11 protein-coding genes are annotated in these 18617 nt (G+C 66.7%); 2 read left to right on the top strand and 9 right to left on the bottom strand.

All coding sequences use genetic code 11. The features are described 5' to 3' along the window. Positions 1–35: 35 nt before the first annotated feature. Complete coding sequence (locus ACYVJ8_RS08840; RefSeq protein ID WP_460711440.1) at positions 36–542, bottom strand: EF-hand domain-containing protein; 507 nt, start codon at positions 540–542, stop codon at positions 36–38. 224 nt (positions 543–766) lie between these two features. Between ACYVJ8_RS08840 and ACYVJ8_RS08845 the strand changes: the two genes are divergently transcribed. Continuing rightward, a complete protein-coding gene (locus ACYVJ8_RS08845) occupies positions 767–1357 on the top strand; it encodes a DUF3016 domain-containing protein (RefSeq protein ID WP_460711442.1) in 591 nt (196 codons plus the stop codon). A 75-nt stretch (positions 1358–1432) separates the two neighbouring features. On the opposite strand, the gene ACYVJ8_RS08850 is transcribed toward ACYVJ8_RS08845, so the two are convergent. Together ACYVJ8_RS08850 and ACYVJ8_RS08855 are read right to left on the bottom strand one after the other, a co-directional pair. Next, complete coding sequence (locus ACYVJ8_RS08850; protein ID WP_460711444.1) at positions 1433–2698, bottom strand: aminopeptidase; 1266 nt, start codon at positions 2696–2698, stop codon at positions 1433–1435. 206 nt (positions 2699–2904) lie between these two features. Then, on the bottom strand, positions 2905–4593 hold the full coding sequence (locus ACYVJ8_RS08855) for a M28 family metallopeptidase (RefSeq protein WP_460711446.1): 1689 nt from the start codon (positions 4591–4593) through the stop codon (positions 2905–2907). Between the two features lie 295 nt (positions 4594–4888). Here ACYVJ8_RS08855 and ACYVJ8_RS08860 point away from each other — a divergent pair, with 295 nt between their 5' ends. Further along, positions 4889–5257 carry a hypothetical protein gene (locus ACYVJ8_RS08860; protein WP_460711448.1) on the top strand — a complete coding sequence of 123 codons (369 nt, stop codon included), beginning with the start codon at positions 4889–4891 and terminating at the stop codon, positions 5255–5257. Between the two features lie 196 nt (positions 5258–5453). Here the strand turns inward: ACYVJ8_RS08860 and ACYVJ8_RS08865 are convergent, their stop codons facing one another. The 6 genes from ACYVJ8_RS08865 to ACYVJ8_RS08890 form a co-directional block, all read right to left on the bottom strand. Beyond that, positions 5454–8066, bottom strand: a complete 2613-nt coding sequence (locus ACYVJ8_RS08865) for a LuxR C-terminal-related transcriptional regulator (RefSeq protein WP_460711450.1) — start codon at positions 8064–8066, stop codon at positions 5454–5456. Positions 8067–8111: 45 nt separating this feature from the next. Continuing rightward, entirely contained in the window at positions 8112–8657 is a 546-nt protein-coding gene (locus ACYVJ8_RS08870; RefSeq protein ID WP_460711452.1) for a hypothetical protein, read from the bottom strand. Positions 8658–8713: 56 nt separating this feature from the next. Further along, complete coding sequence (locus tag ACYVJ8_RS08875; RefSeq protein WP_460711454.1) at positions 8714–9178, bottom strand: EF-hand domain-containing protein; 465 nt, start codon at positions 9176–9178, stop codon at positions 8714–8716. Next, a complete protein-coding gene (locus ACYVJ8_RS08880) occupies positions 9175–10395 on the bottom strand; it encodes a TIGR03032 family protein (RefSeq protein ID WP_460711456.1) in 1221 nt (406 codons plus the stop codon). The genes ACYVJ8_RS08875 and ACYVJ8_RS08880 overlap by 4 nt, the downstream gene beginning before the upstream one ends. A gap of 136 nt (positions 10396–10531) precedes the next feature. Then, a complete protein-coding gene (locus tag ACYVJ8_RS08885; protein ID WP_460711458.1) occupies positions 10532–16762 on the bottom strand; it encodes a hypothetical protein in 6231 nt (2076 codons plus the stop codon). Positions 16763–16936: 174 nt separating this feature from the next. Then, positions 16937–18481 (bottom strand): M4 family metallopeptidase, encoded by a 1545-nt coding sequence (locus tag ACYVJ8_RS08890; protein WP_460711618.1) that lies wholly within the window; start codon positions 18479–18481, stop codon positions 16937–16939. Between the last annotated feature and the right edge of the window lie 136 nt (positions 18482–18617).

An 18617-nucleotide genomic window follows, 5' to 3' on the forward strand; every position in this document is an offset into this window, starting at 1 on the left:
GCCGTTCCGGTGGCCCCATCAGTCAGGCACCGACGTCATGGCGTCTTGTGCTCGTGCTTCTCCGACTTCATCGCCGCATGCCCGGCCATCATTTCCTTCCGCGACAGGCTGCCATTGCCGTCGGTGTCCATCTCCGAGAACATCGCCTTGGCACCCGCGTCGTGCTCGGCGGCCGACAGCATGCCGTCGCCGTTGGTGTCCATCTTCGCGATCTTGTCCGCCGACGACATCTCGTGCTGCTCCATGGCTGCGTCGTTCGACGTCATGCCGCCTTTCGCCTTGGCCGGCTCCTTCATGGCGTGGCGCGCATCCATCTCGGCGGCGGTGACGTTGCCGTCGCCGTTGGCATCCATCTCGCCGAACATCTTGGTGACGGCGGCGGCGTGCTCGTCCGCGGAGACCATGCCATCGCCGTTGGTGTCCATCATCTTGAACATGCTTCCGGGGTCATCCGCCAACGCCGGCGCAGCGATCGCCAGCGCTCCCAGAAGGACGGCACCCATGCGCCATGAATGGGTGTTCTTGCGCTTTGCATTGTTCATGCTGGTCTCCCATGGCCGCCGACTAGCGGCCTTAAACGACCGCCCGCCATTGTGGGAACCGGCGTGTTAGCGCGGGGAAAGGGCCCGGGTGAGTACGCGTTAACGATCCATCTCGAACTTGCGCATGAACAGGCGGCATCCGCCGGGCGATTGGGCGCCACACCGGGCTGCCAACCGCTCCGCGCAGGAGGACAATGCGCTATCGGTACCACCGGGAGTGCGTCATGAACGCCAAAGCCGTTGTTTCCACCGTCTTCGCGATCGGCCTGGCTACCGCCGGCCTGCTCGCTCCGAATGACGCGTCCGCGCGCCTGCGCATGGTCACCGACCCGGATGCGCCGCGCAGCCTGCCCGAACAGGGCCCGATCAACGTGAGCTGGGCCGACCCGGCCAGCTTCACCGAGATCCGCTACAGCCATAACCGCATCGAGTCGCGTCGCGGCGACTGGGTCGCACAACTCGCCAAGCACATTCGCGAGTACGCGGGACGCCGCTTGCCGGCCGGCGAACGCCTGGACGTGAACATCACCGATGTCGACCGGGCCGGCGACTTCGAACCGTGGCACGGGCCGGAGTTCTACGACACCCGCTTCGTGCGCGAAATCTACCCGCCGCGCATCACCCTGACGTTCACGCGCACCGACGCCAATGGCGCGGTGATCGCGCAGGGCGAGCGCAAGCTGATGGATGCCGGCTTCATGATGGATTCGACCGTGGGCCGGGAAAGCGATCCGTTGCGCTTCGAGAAGCGCATGCTCGAACGCTGGCTGGCACGCGAACTGCCGCCGATGGAGCGGCGTAGCGCAGCGCGCTAGGAAGACATCGACTTCCGACAAAGCAAAGGCGGCCGCAGGCCGCCTTTGCTTTTGTGGCTGGGCAGTGCGGCCGATCTATAACTTCAGCGCGCCGTTCTCGACGATGGTCTTGCCGTCCAGCGTGACGGTGCTACCCGGCAGGAACAGCACCAGCCCATAGGGCACCGAGTTGTCGCCGCCAGCCCAGACGTTCACGCCGGTGCCGACGGTCACCGATCCGGCCGGAACCCAGGTCCCGACCTTGCTCGACGCGGGCAGCGTCACGTTCGGATTGATGCCCAGGTCGAAGAAGCTCAGCAAGTCCTTGCGCGCATCGTCGACGGCGTCGTATTCCGCCTTCAGATCGGTGTAGCCCGGGCCTTCGCCGCTCATCGCGGTGACCTTGCCGCCGCTCACCGTAAGGGTGAGGTTGTTTACCTCCTTGCCGCGGAAGTAGGTGCGCGAGTTCACCACCTTGCCTTCCGCACTACCCGCCACCGGTGTGGTGTAGACCTCGCCCGCCGGCAGGTAGGCCGCGGCCGCCGCGGCGCCGCCCTTCAAGTCTTCGGCGGTGACCACGCCGTCGCTCACCAGCACCGGCCGGCCCTTCACGCTCAACTTGAGGTCGGTGCCGTTGGGGTTGGTGATGTGCACCTCGTTGCCGGCGGCGACCGCGGCCTTCACCTGCGCACCGCGTGCCTGCAGCTCGCTGTAGTCGAGGTTGACGCCGTTCCAGAAGGTCTTCGCCAGTTCGTCCTCGGGCAGGCCGTAGCGGTCGGCGCGCCAGGAGGTGGGATACAGGTTGTTGCCGATCTCGACGTTGCGCACCTTGCGCAGGAACTTCTGCATCACCGGTTCGCCCGTCTTGCCGCGTGCGGCCATGCGCTTGGGATCGGCGCCTTCGAACAGGTTCTCGGTCGCGTTGTTGCTCACCGAGATCACTACGTCGACAGCGTCGGCCAGCTTGCTGCCCAGCGTATTGGCCTGCGTGTCGTACTTGTCGGGCACGTCGAAGAACAGGCGTTTGTCGAGACGGTCGCTGCCGTATTCGATCAGCGGGAAGCCGCCGACCTTGCGCACGTTGACGGCGATATCCTCGAGCAGTTCCGCGTCGCTGGTGCGGCCGTTGATGAGGACGACCTCACCCTCTTTGACCGCGGCGCTCTGGGTGACCACGCGCTGGGCGAGTTGTTCGAGGTCGGTGTAGGCCGCCTTGACCGGCGCGGATGCGGGCGCCGCCGCGGTTTCAGGTGCGGTGGTCGCGGCCGGTGCGGCGGTTTCCGGAGGCGTGGCGCGTTGGCAGGACGCGAGCGCGGCGAGGACGGCCGCGGCCAGTGCAGTCGCTACGAGTCGAGCGTTCATGGTGCGCTTCCTGGAGCCCATGCGGGCGGGGGCACCCCGAGGAACGCGACGCTGGCGCGGCAACGGCCATGACCGCGGCTCGTCATCCGCTTCGAGCGAACACAATCAAGGCCCTGCGCGCGGACATCCCCTGATCGGGTGGTTCTGCTCAAGCACAAAAAACCCCGCCGGTCGGCGGGGCTTTTCGGGTACTGCGGTCGGCCGCGTTACTTGCGCTGATCCGCTGTGGTGTCGCGTGCGGCGCGGAATTCCGAATCCTGCGCCCAGTTCGGCCACGCCTTCGAATTGGCCAGATCGCTGCCCAGCGTGTAGAGAATCTGCAGGTCGCGCGCCATGCCGGTGAACGGCCAGCTCGCTTCCCACTCGTCCGCCGGCTGGTGGTAGCGATCGCGGGTGTAGCTCTCGCTCCAGGCCTTGCTGGCGGCGACACCGCCGTCGATGCGGTCGTCGCCCGAACCGAACGAGATCGCCGGCACGCCGCGCTTGGCGAACGGGAAGTGATCGGAGCGGAAGAAGTGGCCGGCTTCCGGCTTCGGATCGGGCGAGTAGCGCACGTTCCACTTCTTCGCCGTGCCGACCAGCTGGTCGAGCAGTTCGAGCTTGGCGCTGCCGGAGATGTTGAAGTCGCGCGCCGGGCCGTGCGGGTCCAGCGCGTCCATGTTGATCACGCCGACGGTCTTGCCCAGCGGATACAGCGGCTTGGACGAGTAGTACTCCGAGCCCAACAGGCCCTTCTCTTCCGCGGTGACGTTGAGGAACACCAGCGAGCGTTCCGGCTTCTTCTTGGCGTGCGCGAAGGCGCGGCCCAGTTCGATCAGTGCGGCGGTACCGGTGGCGTTGTCGACCGCGCCGTTGTAGATGCGGTCGCCCTTGGCATCGGGCTGGCCGACGCCGAGGTGATCCCAGTGCGCGCTATAGACCACGTACTCGTCGGGCTTCTTGCTGCCTTCCAGCAGGCCAACGATGTTCTGCGAGGTGATGACCTTGGAGTCGACGTCGTAGTCGGCGCTGAAGCTCGCGCCCTTGATCTCCACCGGCTGGAAGTCGCGCGTCTGCGCCTGCTTCTTCAGCGCGTCGAAGTCGAGGCCGGCCTGCTTGAACAGGTTCACCGCGAAGTCGCGCTGGATCCAGCCTTCCAGCGGCGCGTGCACCGCCTTGGGATCGTCGCGCACGACGTCGAACATGGTGTTGGTGTTGGAGTTCTTCACCGTCGCCCAGCCGTAGGAGGCCGGATCGGTCTCATGCACGATCAGCAGGCCGGCGGCGCCCTGGCGCGCGGCTTCTTCGTACTTGTAGGTCCAGCGGCCGTAATAGGTCATGGCCTTGCCGCCGAAGTCGCCCTTGCCGGTTTCGAAGTCGGGATCGTTGATCAGGACGACGAGGATCTTGCCCTTTACGTCCATGCCCTTGAAGTCGTCCCAATTGCGCTCCGGCGCCTTCACGCCGTAGCCGGCGAACACCAGCGGCGCATCCTTGATGGTGACGTGCTTGTCGCCGTTGAGCGCGGCGCGCACGGCGATCTGCTCGCCCTGGGTGAGCGGCTGTGCCTTGCCGCCTTCGCTCATCGACAACGCCGGCGTGCCGGTGATCTCGGCGCGCAGCAGCGGCACTGCCTGCGTCCAGGTGCGCTTGCCGTCCTTCATGTCACCGCCCGGCTGCAGGCCGGCGGCCTGCATCTGCGCGGAAACGTATTCGACCGTCTTGGTCTCGCCCGGCGTGGCCGGACCGCGGCCTTCGAATGCGTCCGAGGACAGCACTTTGACTTCTTCGGACAGGCGCTTGGCGTCGAACGCCGGCGCTTTAGGCGTGGCGGCCAACGCGGGTTGCAATGCCAATGCGATGGAGAGGGACAGCAGGGAAGCGGCGAAGGCGCTCCTGGCGGATGTGTGGTTCATGCGAGACCTGATGGAAAGGAGGGACTGCAGCGGCCGATGGTAGCAGTGCGCGAATGACCCGACGGCAATGACTTCCGGCCTAGGCCGGCGCCAGATCGCGCACAGTTTTTTGTGGTTTCCGTCACCTTCGGCTTATGCCGGACTCACGCGGACACCACATTGCTGAGCGCAGGGCGACCGGTCATGCGCAATAGCTGCATGGTTCAGGCGATTGCGACGGGGATTCACGCGTATCACCTGCACCCCCACCTAGGCTGGCGTTACCGCAATGCGCGGCGTTCCCCAGGAGCAGCCCATGCGCAGATTGACGACACTGGCGGCACTGACCTGGTGCCTTTTGCCCGCGACGCTCATGGCGCAGGAAAGCGGTTCGGCCGCTGACGCTCTATCCGATCAGCAGACCTTGGCGACCGCGGCGCAAAAACCGCAGGCTCGCAAGAGCCTGATGAACATGGTGATGGCTGCTTTGATCCAATCCGCCGAACAGCAGTCCGCGGCGGAGCACGCCGCAGCCACAGCCAAGTCTACGAAACCTGCACCGCCTGCAATGGATGAAGCGCGTCAGCCGCTGGATTCCAATGCCCGGTTGCATGGCACGACGGATGCTAGGCGCGATGATGCCGCTCGCGAAGAGGTCGCGTTGCAAGCTGACGGCACTCGGTGAGGTTTTTTGCACAGGGCGGAACAGCAAAAGCCCTTGGTGCGCCGGCGGGCGGGGCGGCGCCGGTGGGTCTGCGTGACTGTCGGCGGCATGGATGCCGCCGACCAAGCCTCCATGGACGGATTCACGGCGTGTCACGCAGACCCACCGGCGTCGCCCCGCCCGCCGACAATGCACCAGGGGGCTTCCCCCAGAGCCGCTACTGCACCAACCCCAGCAACCGCGCACGATCAACAGCATGCTCACGCGAAACAGCCGACAACTTCGCGTACAGATTCTTGAGATGCCACTTCACGGTTTCACCGCCGATGTCCAAGGTGAGCGCGATGCGCTTGTTCGACATTCCGCGCTGAAGCAGACGCAGGATCTCGGACTCCTTGGTCGTCAACAGCCCCGACTGCGAAGAGGCGCCACGCTCGATCGCGGGGCGACGTGTCGATTCCTTGGGCAGCAATGCACCCTCCTTCAATTCAACGGCCATTTCCAGCGCCAGCGGATGCGTGTTGGCGAGCAGACGCGCGTTACCAGACAGCGACGCCAAACTCATCGCTTCCATCAACAAAGGCAGCGCCTGATCACTGCCGCGCTGCCGTGCCGCCACCGCACGCAAGACCTTGATCGCGCGCGCATCGCGCCCCCGGTGCAAGCTGTTGGCCAGAATGGCCGCCGCATCCAGCGAACGCTCGGCCTCGTCGCAGTCGCCGCGCGCCAGCGCGATGTAACTGCGCGCGACAGCCACCACGAGCCGGTACTGCGGCAGGAACGGCCGCAGCCCCTCCTGTTCGAATGCCGCGGCGAGCGCATCGAGCTCGACCATGAATTCGCCCGCGGTCTGATGGCATTGCCGAAGCGCAAGAAGCCGGATCCGTTCCGCCAGGCTCTGCACACGCAACCTCGGCAGCCCGCGCCGGTGCGCGACCGCGTCCAGGCTGTCGAGCACGCTGAAAGCGCGGCGCTCGTCGCTCTGCGCCAGCGCCGCATAAACCAGCGTGCGATAGGACACCAGGATGTTGTCGGGGAAGCCACAGCGCTCGATGACGTCGAGCCGGTTCGCAAGCAGCGCCTCCGCAGCCGCCGGCTGATCCAACTGCAACAGCGCAGCAGCCAGGACGGACGCATGCAGGCACGCGATCATGCTGCGGCGTCCCTCCTCGCGTTCGGCGAGCAGCAAGGCGGGCCGCATCTCCTCTTCCGCCAGACGCGGGTTGCCGTCCCACAGATGGCTCAGACCGACCAGCATCCGCGACAACGCATGCGCCAAATGCAGCGATCCCTCACGCCCCAACGCCGCCAATTGCGCCAGCAACATCCGCGTCCGTTCCGTGTCGCCACGATGGAACGCCACGAAAGCGCCGACGTTGAGACGATTGGCGGTGTACAGCACATTCACGTTGGCGGGCACGGGCGGCCACACGGCCAGCATGTTTTCGAGCAATCCCAGCTGATCCGCGTAGACCGCCGACGTCGATGCCACGCGCCGGGCCACGACGGCCAGTTCCGGCGGCGTGGCGGGATCGGCCAGTACGTCCGTGGCGATTTTCAGCCCCTCGGCGTTGCGGTCGCTGAAGGCGAGCACCACCGCCGCGCCCAGCCGCAGCTCGGGATCACGCGACAGCAGTTCCATAGGGAGCCGAGCAAGCCACTCGCGCGCCTCATCGACCTTGCCCAACGCGCCCAGCATCCACAGCGCCCGCGCGGCGTACTCCTGCGCCAGCGCCTCGTCGCCGGCGGCGAGCGCGTGATTGGCGGCATCGTGCAAACGCTCGCGCTGCATGTACCAGCGCGAAGCGCGCGCGTGCAGATCGCAGCGCTCCGCTTCGGGCAATTGCTCGAAGCGGCCGCGCAGGAAGTCGCGCGCCAGCGGATGCAGGCGCAGCCATCCTTCGCGCTCCCCGACCATCATGATTGGCGTTTCGCGAATCAACTGCTCCAGCAACTCGGCGGACGGCATGCCCGACACCGCCTCGCAAAGCTCGCTGTTGAAGTGATCGAGAATGGCGATGCGCGTGAGCACATCGGCGGCATGGCGCGGCAACGCGGCGAGCAGCGATTCGACGAAGTAGTCCTGCAGGCTGCCGCGGCGCGCCGAAAGCGTGCGCACGGCCGCGGCCGCATCGGCTTCGTGCTCGATCGCGGCGATCGCCAGTTGCAGGCCGATGGGCCAGCCTTCGGTCGCGTCGTGCACGCTGGCGCGCTCGTCCACGCTCAGGCGCGGGCCGAGCCGCCTTTCCAGGATATCCATCGACTCCTCCAACTGCAGGCGCAGGTGCTGCACCGACAACTGGATGAAGCTGTCCTTGGCGACCAGCTCGGCGGTCTGCAGAGACAAAGGCACGCGCGAGCCGATCGCCACGTGCAGATTGGAGGGCGCATTGAGCAGCAGGTACTGCAGCGACTGCCGTACCGTGGCTTCGGGGAGGCGTTCGGCGTCGTCGATCACGATCACCGTCCACGCGCCGTTGTGGGCGATTTCGGACAGCATCCAGGTCAACGCCTCCAGACCCGCCCTACCCTTCGGCGCGGCATCGCGCAGGGCGCAGGCGCTGCGCGTCGCCTGCAGCAGCCCGACGGTGAAGCGGGCCGGATCGTCCTGCGCATCGACGCTCAGCCACGCCACGCGCGCGCCCTGCTCCAGCCAGCGTTGGCGCCATTGCAGCAACAGCGTGGTCTTGCCGAAGCCGGCGGGTGCGACGACCGCCGCCGCCGCGCAGTCGCGCATGCGGTTGCAGTACTGCACCAGGCGCGGCCGCTCCATCGCCAGCCGCGGCATGCGCGGCGGCGTGGTCTTCAGGACGAATTCGGACTCGGACATGACAGCGTTGGCAGGCCGTCGGAACGTCGGTGCTAGCGTAACCGACTACGGCAGCGAGCCGGTCGGTCCGCGCGGGGCCAGGCGGGCCGGAGCCAGCAGGCGCGCGCCTTCGAAATACGAGACCCGCAGCTGCAGGCCCCGCGGCGAATAGCCGATGAAGGTGGAGTCGGCCGCGGCCACATAAGCCTGGTCGTAGTGCTTGGCGAGCAGCGCGCTCTCCAGTTCCAGCAATACGCCCAGGCTCTCCGGCGCGGCCAGCGCGGCGTTGTGCGCCTGCAGGATCTGCCGGGCGCGGTTGTAGAACGACATGGCCTGCCCCAGCCCACGCACGTCCGGTGCGAAGAACTGACGGTAGTAGTACATCGGCTGGCGCAGCCGCTGCAGCACGCGCAGGAAGGCGGTGCCCACGGCGACGATGCGCCCTTCGGCGTCGCGGCCAATGCACACCGCCTGGCGGGCGCGCGCGGCGGCGACGCTGGCCTCGGGGATCGCGTTGTGCGCGGCCCAGAAGGCGACCAGCTCGGCCTGCAGCTCCGGGGTGACCTGCTTCCAGACGGAGACGAATTCGATTGAAGCGGACTCGGTTGACACTATGACCTCGTTGTTCGGGACTGCACGGCGCGGGTTTGGCAATGGCGACGCAACCGTCACTTGGCGGGGGCGTCCGCGACCTGCGCGGGCGCCGCGGCGCCGCCGTTGTTCGCGCCCAGCGCCGCCACCAGCGCCACGTATTCCTTGAAGTCCAGGCCGCCGCTCTTGTCGCCGTCGAAACGGGCGATGGGCGGCGCCGACGCGCCCGCGTTGCGGATCAGCGCCAGTGCGGCGTACTCGGCGGCATCGAGGGCGCTGTTCTTGTTGGCGTCGTGACGGTCGAACTGCGCCTTGAGCTGGCGCAGCGCCGCGATCCGTTCCATGCGCGCCCAGCCGGCATTGAACTCCTCCGGCGAAAGCTGCTTGTTCTTGTCGCTGTCCCAGGCAGCGAAGACCACGGCGGGCGACAGCACCACAGGGGCATCCGTCGCGGCCTGCGGGCGATTCTTGGCCGGCGCCGCAGCGAGTGGCGCGACGACACACAGCAGCGCCAATGCGGCGAAATTCTTGTACGTGCTCATGGCGCGACCTCTGCGGCGGCGAAATCTTCCTCGAAGGTGATCAGCTCGCGGATATCCGGCGTACGCAGGCCGACCAGCATCGGATTGCGCACGTTGGGCAGGAAGCTGATGTCGAAGATCTCGGTGATGTCGCCCTCGAAGCGGATCCAGTTCATGACGTCGCCTGTACCGAGCGAGATGATCTGCACGCCGCACCACGGATCGGCATCGCGCGAACGCAGCTCCTCGTCGAGCTGCAGACCCTCGAAGCGCTGGTTGCGCGGCTTCGACAGCCCCACCGCGGCGACATTGCCGATGATCGACAATCCGCGCGCGAAACCGGGCACGAACGCCAGCGGCACGAATTTCTTCGTCTCGAAGTCCACCCAGCCCAGGTGGCCGGTACCGGCGTTGAGCACCCACAGCTTGCCGTTGGCCCAGCGCGGCGAGTGCGGCATCGACAAGCCTTCGCAGACGATCTCGTCGGTCTCGATGTCGATCACCACGCCACCGTCGCGACGGCGATCGCGCCAGCCGTCTACGGTGTCGCTCTTGCACACCGCGGTCACGTACTTGGGGCGGCCGTCGACCATGGCCAGGCCATTGAGGTGGCAGCGGTCCTCCGGCGCGAGCTTGCTGATGAACTTCGGCTTCCAGATCGCCTTGAAGCTGTGCGTCTGGCTCAGCTCGGCCAGGCAGGAGTACTTCGTGTTGACGAAGACCACCTTGCCGTTGCTGCGGATGCCCAACTCGTGGATGTCCAGATCGCCGATCGTCTGCGCATTGCGCGGCACGTAGCACTTGTCGAACTGGCCGTGGATGAGCTCGTTGGGCCGCAACGCATTTTCGAAGCGCCACAGCTGGTACAGCCCGCCCAGGTAGATGCGCTGCGCGTTGCCGACGATGCCCATCGCGCGCTCGAAGATGCGCTCGAAGAACGACACCCGGCCATGCGGGTCGCTGCCGACCAGATACAGGCGGCCGGACTGGTAGGACGAGATCGCCAGCGAAATCCGGTTCGTGGACAGCCAGCCGGCCAGTCCGCGCGAACAGGACTTCTCGACCTTGAGGTTCATCAGATTCAGTGGCGGCTTGCCGGCCGCGCGCTGTTCCGGAGATTTCGCCACCGTGGCCGCCGCTTCCGGAGCGCCGGGATCCACGGTCTGCAACAAGGATTCGCCGCCTTCCTTTTCGTTGAGTTCGCCGGCTTCCTTGTCGCGCGTGTTATCTACTGCCACTGCCTTCACTCCTTGCGTCCGGGATTCATGCCCGCGGGCGCGTCTGACGATCTGCTTGCCGACGGGCCGCACTAACGCGGTCTGTCGGGTGTTACATCGGCCGATCCGGCGGAATGCACCGCCGGATCGGCCGCGTTTACCAGCTGTAGCGCATGACCAGCTGCGCGCCGGTGACGCTCTCCACGGCGCCGCCGTCGGTCCAGTTCACTCCCCCGGTGACCGAGAAGCGGTCGCGGCGCAGGCCCAGGCCCATTTCGACCATCGCGCTGGTGCCGTCGGTGCTGGTCGTGCCGGTCAGCGCGCCATTGATCGTGTGGTCGTACTCGCCGTCGAATTCACGCACCGCGTTCAACGAGCCATACGGGGTCAACGAGTAGCCCTTGCTCTGGAACGAGGTATCGAACGCCACGCCGATGCGGCCACGGGTCGACACGCCGCCGTCGTTGCGGAATTCCGTGGCGCCGTTGCGCAGGGCGTCGATGTCGCCGACGCGGGTATGCGTGTATTGCAGCTGCGGGACCAGGTTGATCCGTCCGAACGTCCACGCCTTCAAGCCCGCCTCGACGTTGAATGCCTGCGCCGAAGCCTGCGTGGTGTATCGACCTTCCGACGTGCGCAGGCGCGCGTCGATGCCCGTCCAGCGATGCGATACGTCGAGATAGAAGCCGTTGTCGCCCATCCAGGTCGCATACAGACCGAAGGTCTTGCCGTCGAAGCGATCGCTGCCCGCACCCTCGACGCTCTGGCTACCGTCGACCTTCGCGATCAGCGCGCCGATGGCGAGATGTTCGGAAGGACGCGTATCCAGCCCCAATTCCCAGCCGTGGTTCGACTGATGGAAACCGAAGTCACCGCCCGGGCCGAAGTTGGCGCTGTGGCGCGGATCGACGTCGCCGCTGTCGGTTAACGCGCGCACCCACGGCGACAGTCCGGCCGTGCCCATTTCCGGCACGAAGCCCGCACGCTGGCGCCAGGTACCGACCTGCGCATTCATCAAACTCTGCACGCCTGGCGCGATGTCGGCAGCGACCGAACCGGCGCCGCTCAGGCCGGTGACCTCCATGCCCAGCGCCACCATGTGGGTGGTCTGATGGATATCGAAGTCCATCGACACGAAGCCCATCGGCACGTAATGCACGTTGCCCAAGGTGAAGCTGCCGGTCACCGAACCGGTGGCGGTGATCACCGGGATTTCGAATTCCGGCGCATTCGGCAGATCCAGCAGGTTGACGTTGATGGTCTGCGTCGCATTGATCACGCCGCCTTCGACGTAGATCTGATCGGCGGAGGTGTGCAGGCCGCTGACGTCGATGTTGAGGACGCCGTCGCCGGCGAAGTCGCCGACGATGGTGAGCGCGTCGTCGGGTGCGCCATCGACGAAGTTGAGGATGCCGTTGTTGTAGACCGGGAACGGGTTGTCCATTTCGATGACATTGGCGGCGCCGGACACGAGGATCGTTCCGAGGTTGTCGAACGTGTTCCCGCTGCTGTAGCCGCCCAGACGGATCGAGGAATCGTTCATCACGATCGTGCCGCGGTTGACGATGTGGTCATCGCCCGCGCCGAAGTCCGAGTCGCCAAAGGCCCACCAGGTGGCGCCGGTGGCGTTGTCGAAGCTGTCGTCCTGGTCGCCCGCACGGATGGAGCCGATCACCGAACCCAGGTTGCGCAGGTCGGACGTGGCCGTGCCGCCCGAGGAGATCGCGATCCGTTCGCCGTCGCCGAAGGCCGCGATGGTTCCGGAATTGACCAGCACGTTGTTTCTTGCGGAGGTCATCGACACGGCGATGGCCGTGGCGTCGCTGCCATAGGCGGCCGCGGAGATGGTGCCGGCGTTGTCCACGCTCACGCCATCGTAGCGGCCGCTGGCTTCCACGCCCGTCGCAGTGGCGGTGTTGCCGTCGGCCACGGCGAGGATGCGGTTCCGGTTGGAGAGCACTGCCGCCATGTAGCCTGTGTCGACCGAGCCGTAGGCGCCCATCACCGTCACGCCGATCGCATCGGCGATGTCGCCGGTGGCCAGCGCGGCGAGGGTGCCGCTGTTGTCCACGCTGGCGTAGCCGTAGAAGCTGTTGGCGATGCTGCCGACCGCAGTGGCATCGTCGGCATCGGTGCGGGCACTGAGGGTGCCACTGTTGGTGATCCCGGCGACGAGCCCGCCGAGCATCACCGCACCGTAGCTGTGACCCGTACCGCCGTGGGCCGTCGCCGAGGCTGCAATCAGCCCGCTGTTGTCGATGGTCGACTCACCGCCGTCAATGTAATAGACCGCGTTGGCCCAATCGCAGCCGTATGCGTCGCACTGCACGGTGTAGCCTTCGTGCGCGCTGACCGAGTAGCTGCCGACCGCGAAGGCATCGCCGTTGTCTGCCGTCGCGGTCGCGCGAATGCTGTCGGCATTGGTGGTCGCCGATGCGTACTGCGACTGGACGAACGATCCGTAGGCCGAGGCATAGCCGAACGCTGCATCCGCGCTGGCGTCGATGTCGCCGCGGTTGACCAGCGCCGCGCGCTCGATGCCCGAGTTGTAGCCGACCGAGCTGCCGAAGGCCATCGCCAGCCCGCGCGAGGCATTCGGGCCGCCATCGGCCGTCGCGACGGCACGGGAAACGATCGTGCCTGCGTTGTAGGTGAGGGCTTCGTCGGCGCCACGGAACATGTGAGTGCCGAAGGAAACCGCACGCCCGCCGGTGTTGTCGCTGGCGAGGCTGCCGACCGACGCGTAGGCAAAGATGCTGGCGCCGGCGGCGTTGATCAGGTTCGCCGTGTACTTGCCCTGCGAGACGGCCCCGTAAGCGGCGGCGACGCCCAGCTCCGAGATGGCGATGGCGTTGATGTCGCCGTTGTTGACGACGTTCGCATCGTACTTGGCGTAGGCGCTCATGCCCGTCGCACCGGCGCCGCCCTGATAGAAGCTGACGCTGTGGTCGGCAATCGCTATCGCGTTGATGTCGCCGTTGTTGGTGATCGAGGCATCGCCCTGGAAGTTGGCCGTGGCATAGATGCCCATGGCCCTGCTGGCGCCATAGAAGCCGTAGAGGCTGTCGCTGTAGGCGTTGGCGTGGCCGTAGGCCAGGATGTCACCGTCGTTGACGACTTCCACGTTGGTGACGGCGGCCGCCTCGATGCCGGTGGCGAAGCCGCCGCCGAACAGATCGGCGCGACCGGTGGCAACGATGGTTGCGCCGTCGGCGTTGTTGACCAGCGCCTCCATACCGTAGGCCTGGATGCCCCTGGCGCCGCTGATGCCGCCGAACGAGGACGCGTGCGCTTCGATGTTGCCGTAGTTGTTGACGATCGACTCGCCGGCGCCATAGGCGATGCTGTTGGCCTGCACACCGGTCGCGTAGGAGTAGTCGACCACTACGTTGACGATGCCGCGCTCGGCGCGCGATACGGCGATGACGTCGCCGTGGTTCACGATTTCCGAGGTGCCGGCCAGCGTGTTGGCGTAGGCACCGATGGCCACGCCCACGCCGATGTCGGAATGCGCGTAGCTGGTGATCAGCCCGTCGTTCTCGATCGCCACCGCGCCATACATCTGGGCGGCCTGCGCGACCGCACCCCAGGAGGACGCATAGCCCTGGCTGGTCAGCGCCGCCGCACTGATCGTGCCCGAGTTGTAGACCGCCGTCGTGCCGTACGCGTACTGGTTCAGCGCCATCGCACCGACCGCGCTCGCGCTGAGGAAGCCATAAGTACCGGCGATGTCCGCCGTGGCGATCGCGGCGGCGGAGATGGTTCCCTGGTTGTCTACGATCGAGTCGTAGACGAAGGCGAAGTTGTACACGCCGAAGGCGACGGCTTCGCGTTCGCCATACGGCGCGATGCCGCCCTGGGCCACCGCGGTGATGTCGCCCGAGTTGATCGTGACCGCATTGCCGATGTACGTCGACGCGTTCAGCACACCGTCGGCACTGGCGACGTCGCCGCTCGCGACCGCGGTGATCGAGCTGGTGTTGGTGGTGTAGGCGCTGAAGATCGCCCCGATCGAATAGGAACCGATCGCCTCGGCGACGCCGCCGGTCGCGCTGGCATTGGCCAGGACGGTGCCGGCGTTGTAGACGGTCGAACCGTAATAGCCGAAAGCCTCCGTACCTCGGGCGCTCGCGGACCCACCCGTATCGGCGCTGGCGATTGCGGTCGCGTCGCCGTAGTTGGAGACCGCCGAGTACATGCCGTAGGCGCGCGCGCCATGGGCCTCGGCCGTGCCGCCCGCGCCGGCAATGGCCATGGCGAAGCTGCTGGCGTCGTTGAACACACTGGCGACGTTGGCCGCCGCATAGGCGCCGGTGGCCTGCGCCGTGCCGCCATCGCCCGAGATGGCCCGCGCGTTGAGATCGCCGCCGTTGATGAGCAGGCCGATGCCGTTGTAGCTGCCGTAGGCGATGCCCGCGAAGGCCTGCGCATCGCCATAGTCGCTGATGGCTTGCGCGATGAGGTCGCCGTAGTTCGTCAGCGTCGTGGAATCGTGACCGCTGGCCAAGGCGCCCACGGCGACGGAGTAGCCGCCGGCATCGGACACGGCGACTATCGTGCCGTCGACGGTGTTGTTCAGATAGCTCACGTGCTGCGAGCTGCTGATGGCGCCGTAGGAATAGGCGTCGCCCAGGCTGGACGCATACGCCTGGATGAAGTTCGCATTGTCGAGCGCCGCGACATCGTAGCCATTGGCCTCGACACCGATGGCTTGGACGGTGCTATTCGCATAGGTACCGCCCGCGATCGCGATCGCGGCCACATCGCCCAGGTTCGCCACCCGGGCCTCCCCCGATTGATTGCTCGTCGCCAGCACGCCCGTGGACAGCGCGTAGCTGCGGCTGTAAGTGCTCGCGGTGTTGCTCAGACTCGCGAACGCGACGACGGCACCTTCGTTGACGACATAGGCACCCTGATCGCTGCGCCCGCTGATGCCGGTCGTCTTGGCGATGCCGTAGGCATCGACGCCCGCGCTGGCGTAGACGCCCGCGCCGTACGCGTTGTGGATCTGGATGTAGTCGGAGCCGTCAAGCTCGCCCGTGGAGGCGCCGATGGCGCTGGCATAGCCGGCGTTGGCCTGCGAGCGGGCGAACAGACGGCCCTGGTTCTCGATGCTGGCCTGCTCGTTGTAGGAGCTGAGGTATCCGGCTTTCGCCGCGATCGAACGGGCGTAGCCGAAGCCATCGACGATGGCGGTGGCGAAGACGTCGCCATAGTTGCTGATGGCCGCCATGCCCTCGTCGGCAGTGGCGTAGGCGCCCATCGCATCGGCGAAGGTCGCATACGCGCCGCCGACCGAGGTCGCGTGTACGTAGGCGTCGATCGTGCCGTTGTTTTCGACCAGCGCGACACCGTCGGCATTCAGCGACTGCGCCACCGCACCCCAGGCCAACGCATTGCTGCCGCTGCCGTCGATGCTGGCGTCGGCGATGATGTAGCCGTTGTTGGTGATGCGCACATAGTCGTTGCCGGACGGCGCGGAAGGCCCGTAATAGCCGCTATACGCGTAGCCGCTGGAGGCGCGGACGCCCGCCGACCAGGCGCGCTGGAAGTCCGCCCCGCCCGTGGCGTTCGCCGACGCGTGAATCATGCCGGCGTTGTCGACGGTCGATTCGTCGTTGTAGGTCGAAGCGATGTTGTACACGCCGAATGCGAACACCCACTCCGCGCCGCTGGCGTGTGCGTGGATGTCGCCGTCGTTGCTCAGGTGCGCATCGCCTTCCGGCGCGTGGTTGAACACGCCCGTGGCGTAGCTGAGGAAGCCGGCCGGGTTGGCCTGCGCCATGATCAGGCCGCTGTTGGCGACATCGCTGTCGTACAGACCGGCGCGCGCGCGGATGCCGGTCGCATAGGTCGAGGTGTAGCTGCCGTACGCGTCAGCGAAGATCGTCGCGGTGTTGTCGATCGCGGTCGCGTCGTCGGCAAGATCCAGACCGATCGCCGGATTCCCACTGACGAAAATGTCGGTGGAGTTCGACATCGCAGCTGAGGCCGTCGGTGCCGCGCTCGCGGTAGCGATGTCGCCCGCGCTGGAGAACGGGTGCGCGGCGAGCGTCGGCTCCGCGAAGGCGCCGCCGTTGTCGACCCAGGTCGGATCGTCCACCGATTCCGCGAGCGTCATGACGGTGGCGAAACCCGGCGCCGTCGGCGATACCCCGCTCACGCCGCCCGCGCCGGACAGAACATCGCCCGCATACACGCTGGCCGGCATCTGCCGGTCGACGACCTGGGTCAGATCGACGGGGGCTGCCGCGCCGTTAGCGGCGTCCGCGCGGAACATCTCCCCACCGCACAGATGCGTCCTGCTGAAAGCATCGTGGCTGCAGACGCCAGCGGCCAATACGGCCTGGGGGGCCGAAAACGCCAGCACCGCGACCGATACGGCCATGGCACTGCGAATCGCTCGAGTCATGGGCGCGACTACGGGAGTCGCATGGCGCTTGCCGCGCGTGCCGGCGTACCGGACGGAACCGATCATTTCTTCCCCTGGCGCTTTTTGATTATAGGAATGACAGCGAGGACGGGGCCGGCGATCGGCCCCGTCCGTGGGTTGCAGGCAGTCTTAGTTGACCCCGACCGCGGACCAGGTCGCGGCGACGGCGCTGGCTTCGGCCGAGCTGATGCCGAACAGGTCCTTGGCCGCGCTGATCGTGGCCGCGCGTGCCCCGGCGTAGTCCGTGGTGGACGTGAAGTACACCGACAACGCGCGGTACCAGATGCGCTGTGCCTTGTCGCGGCCGATCCCGGCCAGGCTCGAGCTGTTGCAGGTCGGCGAGGTGTGATTGACGCCGCTGTAGGTCTTCGCGCCGCTGCCTTCGGCCAGCAGGTAGTAGAAGTGGTTGGCGACGCCAGAGGAGTAGTGCACGTCCAGCGTGCCGATAGTGCTCACATAGCAGTTCGGCGAGCGGCCGTCGGCGGCGGGATTGAACATCGCCCGCAGCACGCGCGGATTGGGACTTCCGGGCACGTACGCCTTGAAGATGCGCTCGCCGATCATGTAGTCGGGCGTGTCCTGCGGGTTGTTGGCGTAGAACTCCACCATCGTGCCGAGGATGTCCGAAGTCGCTTCGTTCAAGCCGCCGGATTCGCCGGAATAGATCAGGGCGGCGGTGCGCGCGGTGACGCCGTGGCTCATCTCATGGCCGGCGATGTCGAGCGAGACCAGCGGCCCGATGTTGACGCCGTCGCCGTCGCCGTAGGTCATGCAGAAGCAGCCGTCGCTCCAGTACGCGTTGCTGTAGGTGATGCCGTAGTGCACGCGGTTGTAGGCGCCCTTGCCGTCGTTGGCGATGCCGTTGCGGCCATGCACGTTGAGGTAGTAGTCCCACGTGACCGCGGTGCCGTAGTGGGCATCGGTCGCAGCGGTGGCCGGGTCGTTGTTGCTGTTGTCGCCCCAGGTGTTGTCCGCGTCCTTGTAGACCTGGCCGGAGGTGCGGCTGTTGGACGCATCGATGGTGTAGCTCTTGCCGCGCAGCGGATCGCGCAGCTCGTAGCCGCCGATGAGGACGGAATTGGTGCCGATGCCGACGTTGCCCGAGTACAGCGTACGCGCCGAACCGGTAGCCGCCGCGGTTTCGAGATTGCTCCAGCGATCCAGGATCGCGCCGTTGCGCGCGCTGACGATGTAGGTCATGTCGGCGCCCGCGTTGTACAGGCGCACCCGGTACGCGAGCTGCGCGCCTTGCTTGCCGCGCGCGTAGACCACCAGCGTGCGCTCCGGCGTGCCGAGGAAGCGGCTGCCGAACTCCACGCCAGCCGCGACCACGGCGTCGTCGCCCTGCAGCGTCGGCTTGATGGAGAGATTGAGCGCCGCGCCCTGGCCCACGCTCGTGGACTTGTACGAGCCCTGGCGCGAATGCACGACCAGGTCGCCGCCGATCACCGGCAGACCGGCGTAGGTGCGGTCGAAGCGCACGTGCTCGCCGCCGTCGGCATCGACGACGACATCGCGCGCGAGGAACTGGTCATTGGCCGAAACACGGGCCGCGCTGCGGTTGTTGCGGATGTGATCCATGGCGCGCTGGACCGACGTCTGGCTTCCCGCCGCACCTGCTTCGCCGATCCCCAGCGCCACCAACACTGCCAACGGCAGCAACCCTTGCTTCATATACATGCAGACCGGCCCCTCTGGACTGAAGAATCGCGCTGGAGCGCAAAACGCCCGACTGCGCCCCCCGCAGCCGTTCGACAGCCCAAGTGAACCAATGCCCCGACAGGTATGCGCCCCCCCGGTTCGGGGGGCA

This window comes from Lysobacter terrae, from assembly GCF_054782215.1.

Bases quoted from the DNA above. Each gene is read 5' to 3' on its own strand.
- ACYVJ8_RS08840 (WP_460711440.1), bottom strand. From the start codon at position 542: ATGAACAATGCAAAGCGCAAGAACACCCATTCATGGCGCATGGGTGCC.
- ACYVJ8_RS08845 (WP_460711442.1), top strand. From the start codon at position 767: ATGAACGCCAAAGCCGTTGTTTCCACCGTCTTCGCGATCGGCCTGGCT.
- ACYVJ8_RS08850 (WP_460711444.1), bottom strand. From the start codon at position 2,698: ATGAACGCTCGACTCGTAGCGACTGCACTGGCCGCGGCCGTCCTCGCC.
- ACYVJ8_RS08855 (WP_460711446.1), bottom strand. From the start codon at position 4,593: ATGAACCACACATCCGCCAGGAGCGCCTTCGCCGCTTCCCTGCTGTCC.
- ACYVJ8_RS08860 (WP_460711448.1), top strand. From the start codon at position 4,889: ATGCGCAGATTGACGACACTGGCGGCACTGACCTGGTGCCTTTTGCCC.
- ACYVJ8_RS08865 (WP_460711450.1), bottom strand. From the start codon at position 8,066: ATGTCCGAGTCCGAATTCGTCCTGAAGACCACGCCGCCGCGCATGCCG.
- ACYVJ8_RS08875 (WP_460711454.1), bottom strand. From the start codon at position 9,178: ATGAGCACGTACAAGAATTTCGCCGCATTGGCGCTGCTGTGTGTCGTC.
- ACYVJ8_RS08885 (WP_460711458.1), bottom strand. From the start codon at position 16,762: ATGGCCGTATCGGTCGCGGTGCTGGCGTTTTCGGCCCCCCAGGCCGTA.
- ACYVJ8_RS08890 (WP_460711618.1), bottom strand. From the start codon at position 18,481: ATGAAGCAAGGGTTGCTGCCGTTGGCAGTGTTGGTGGCGCTGGGGATC.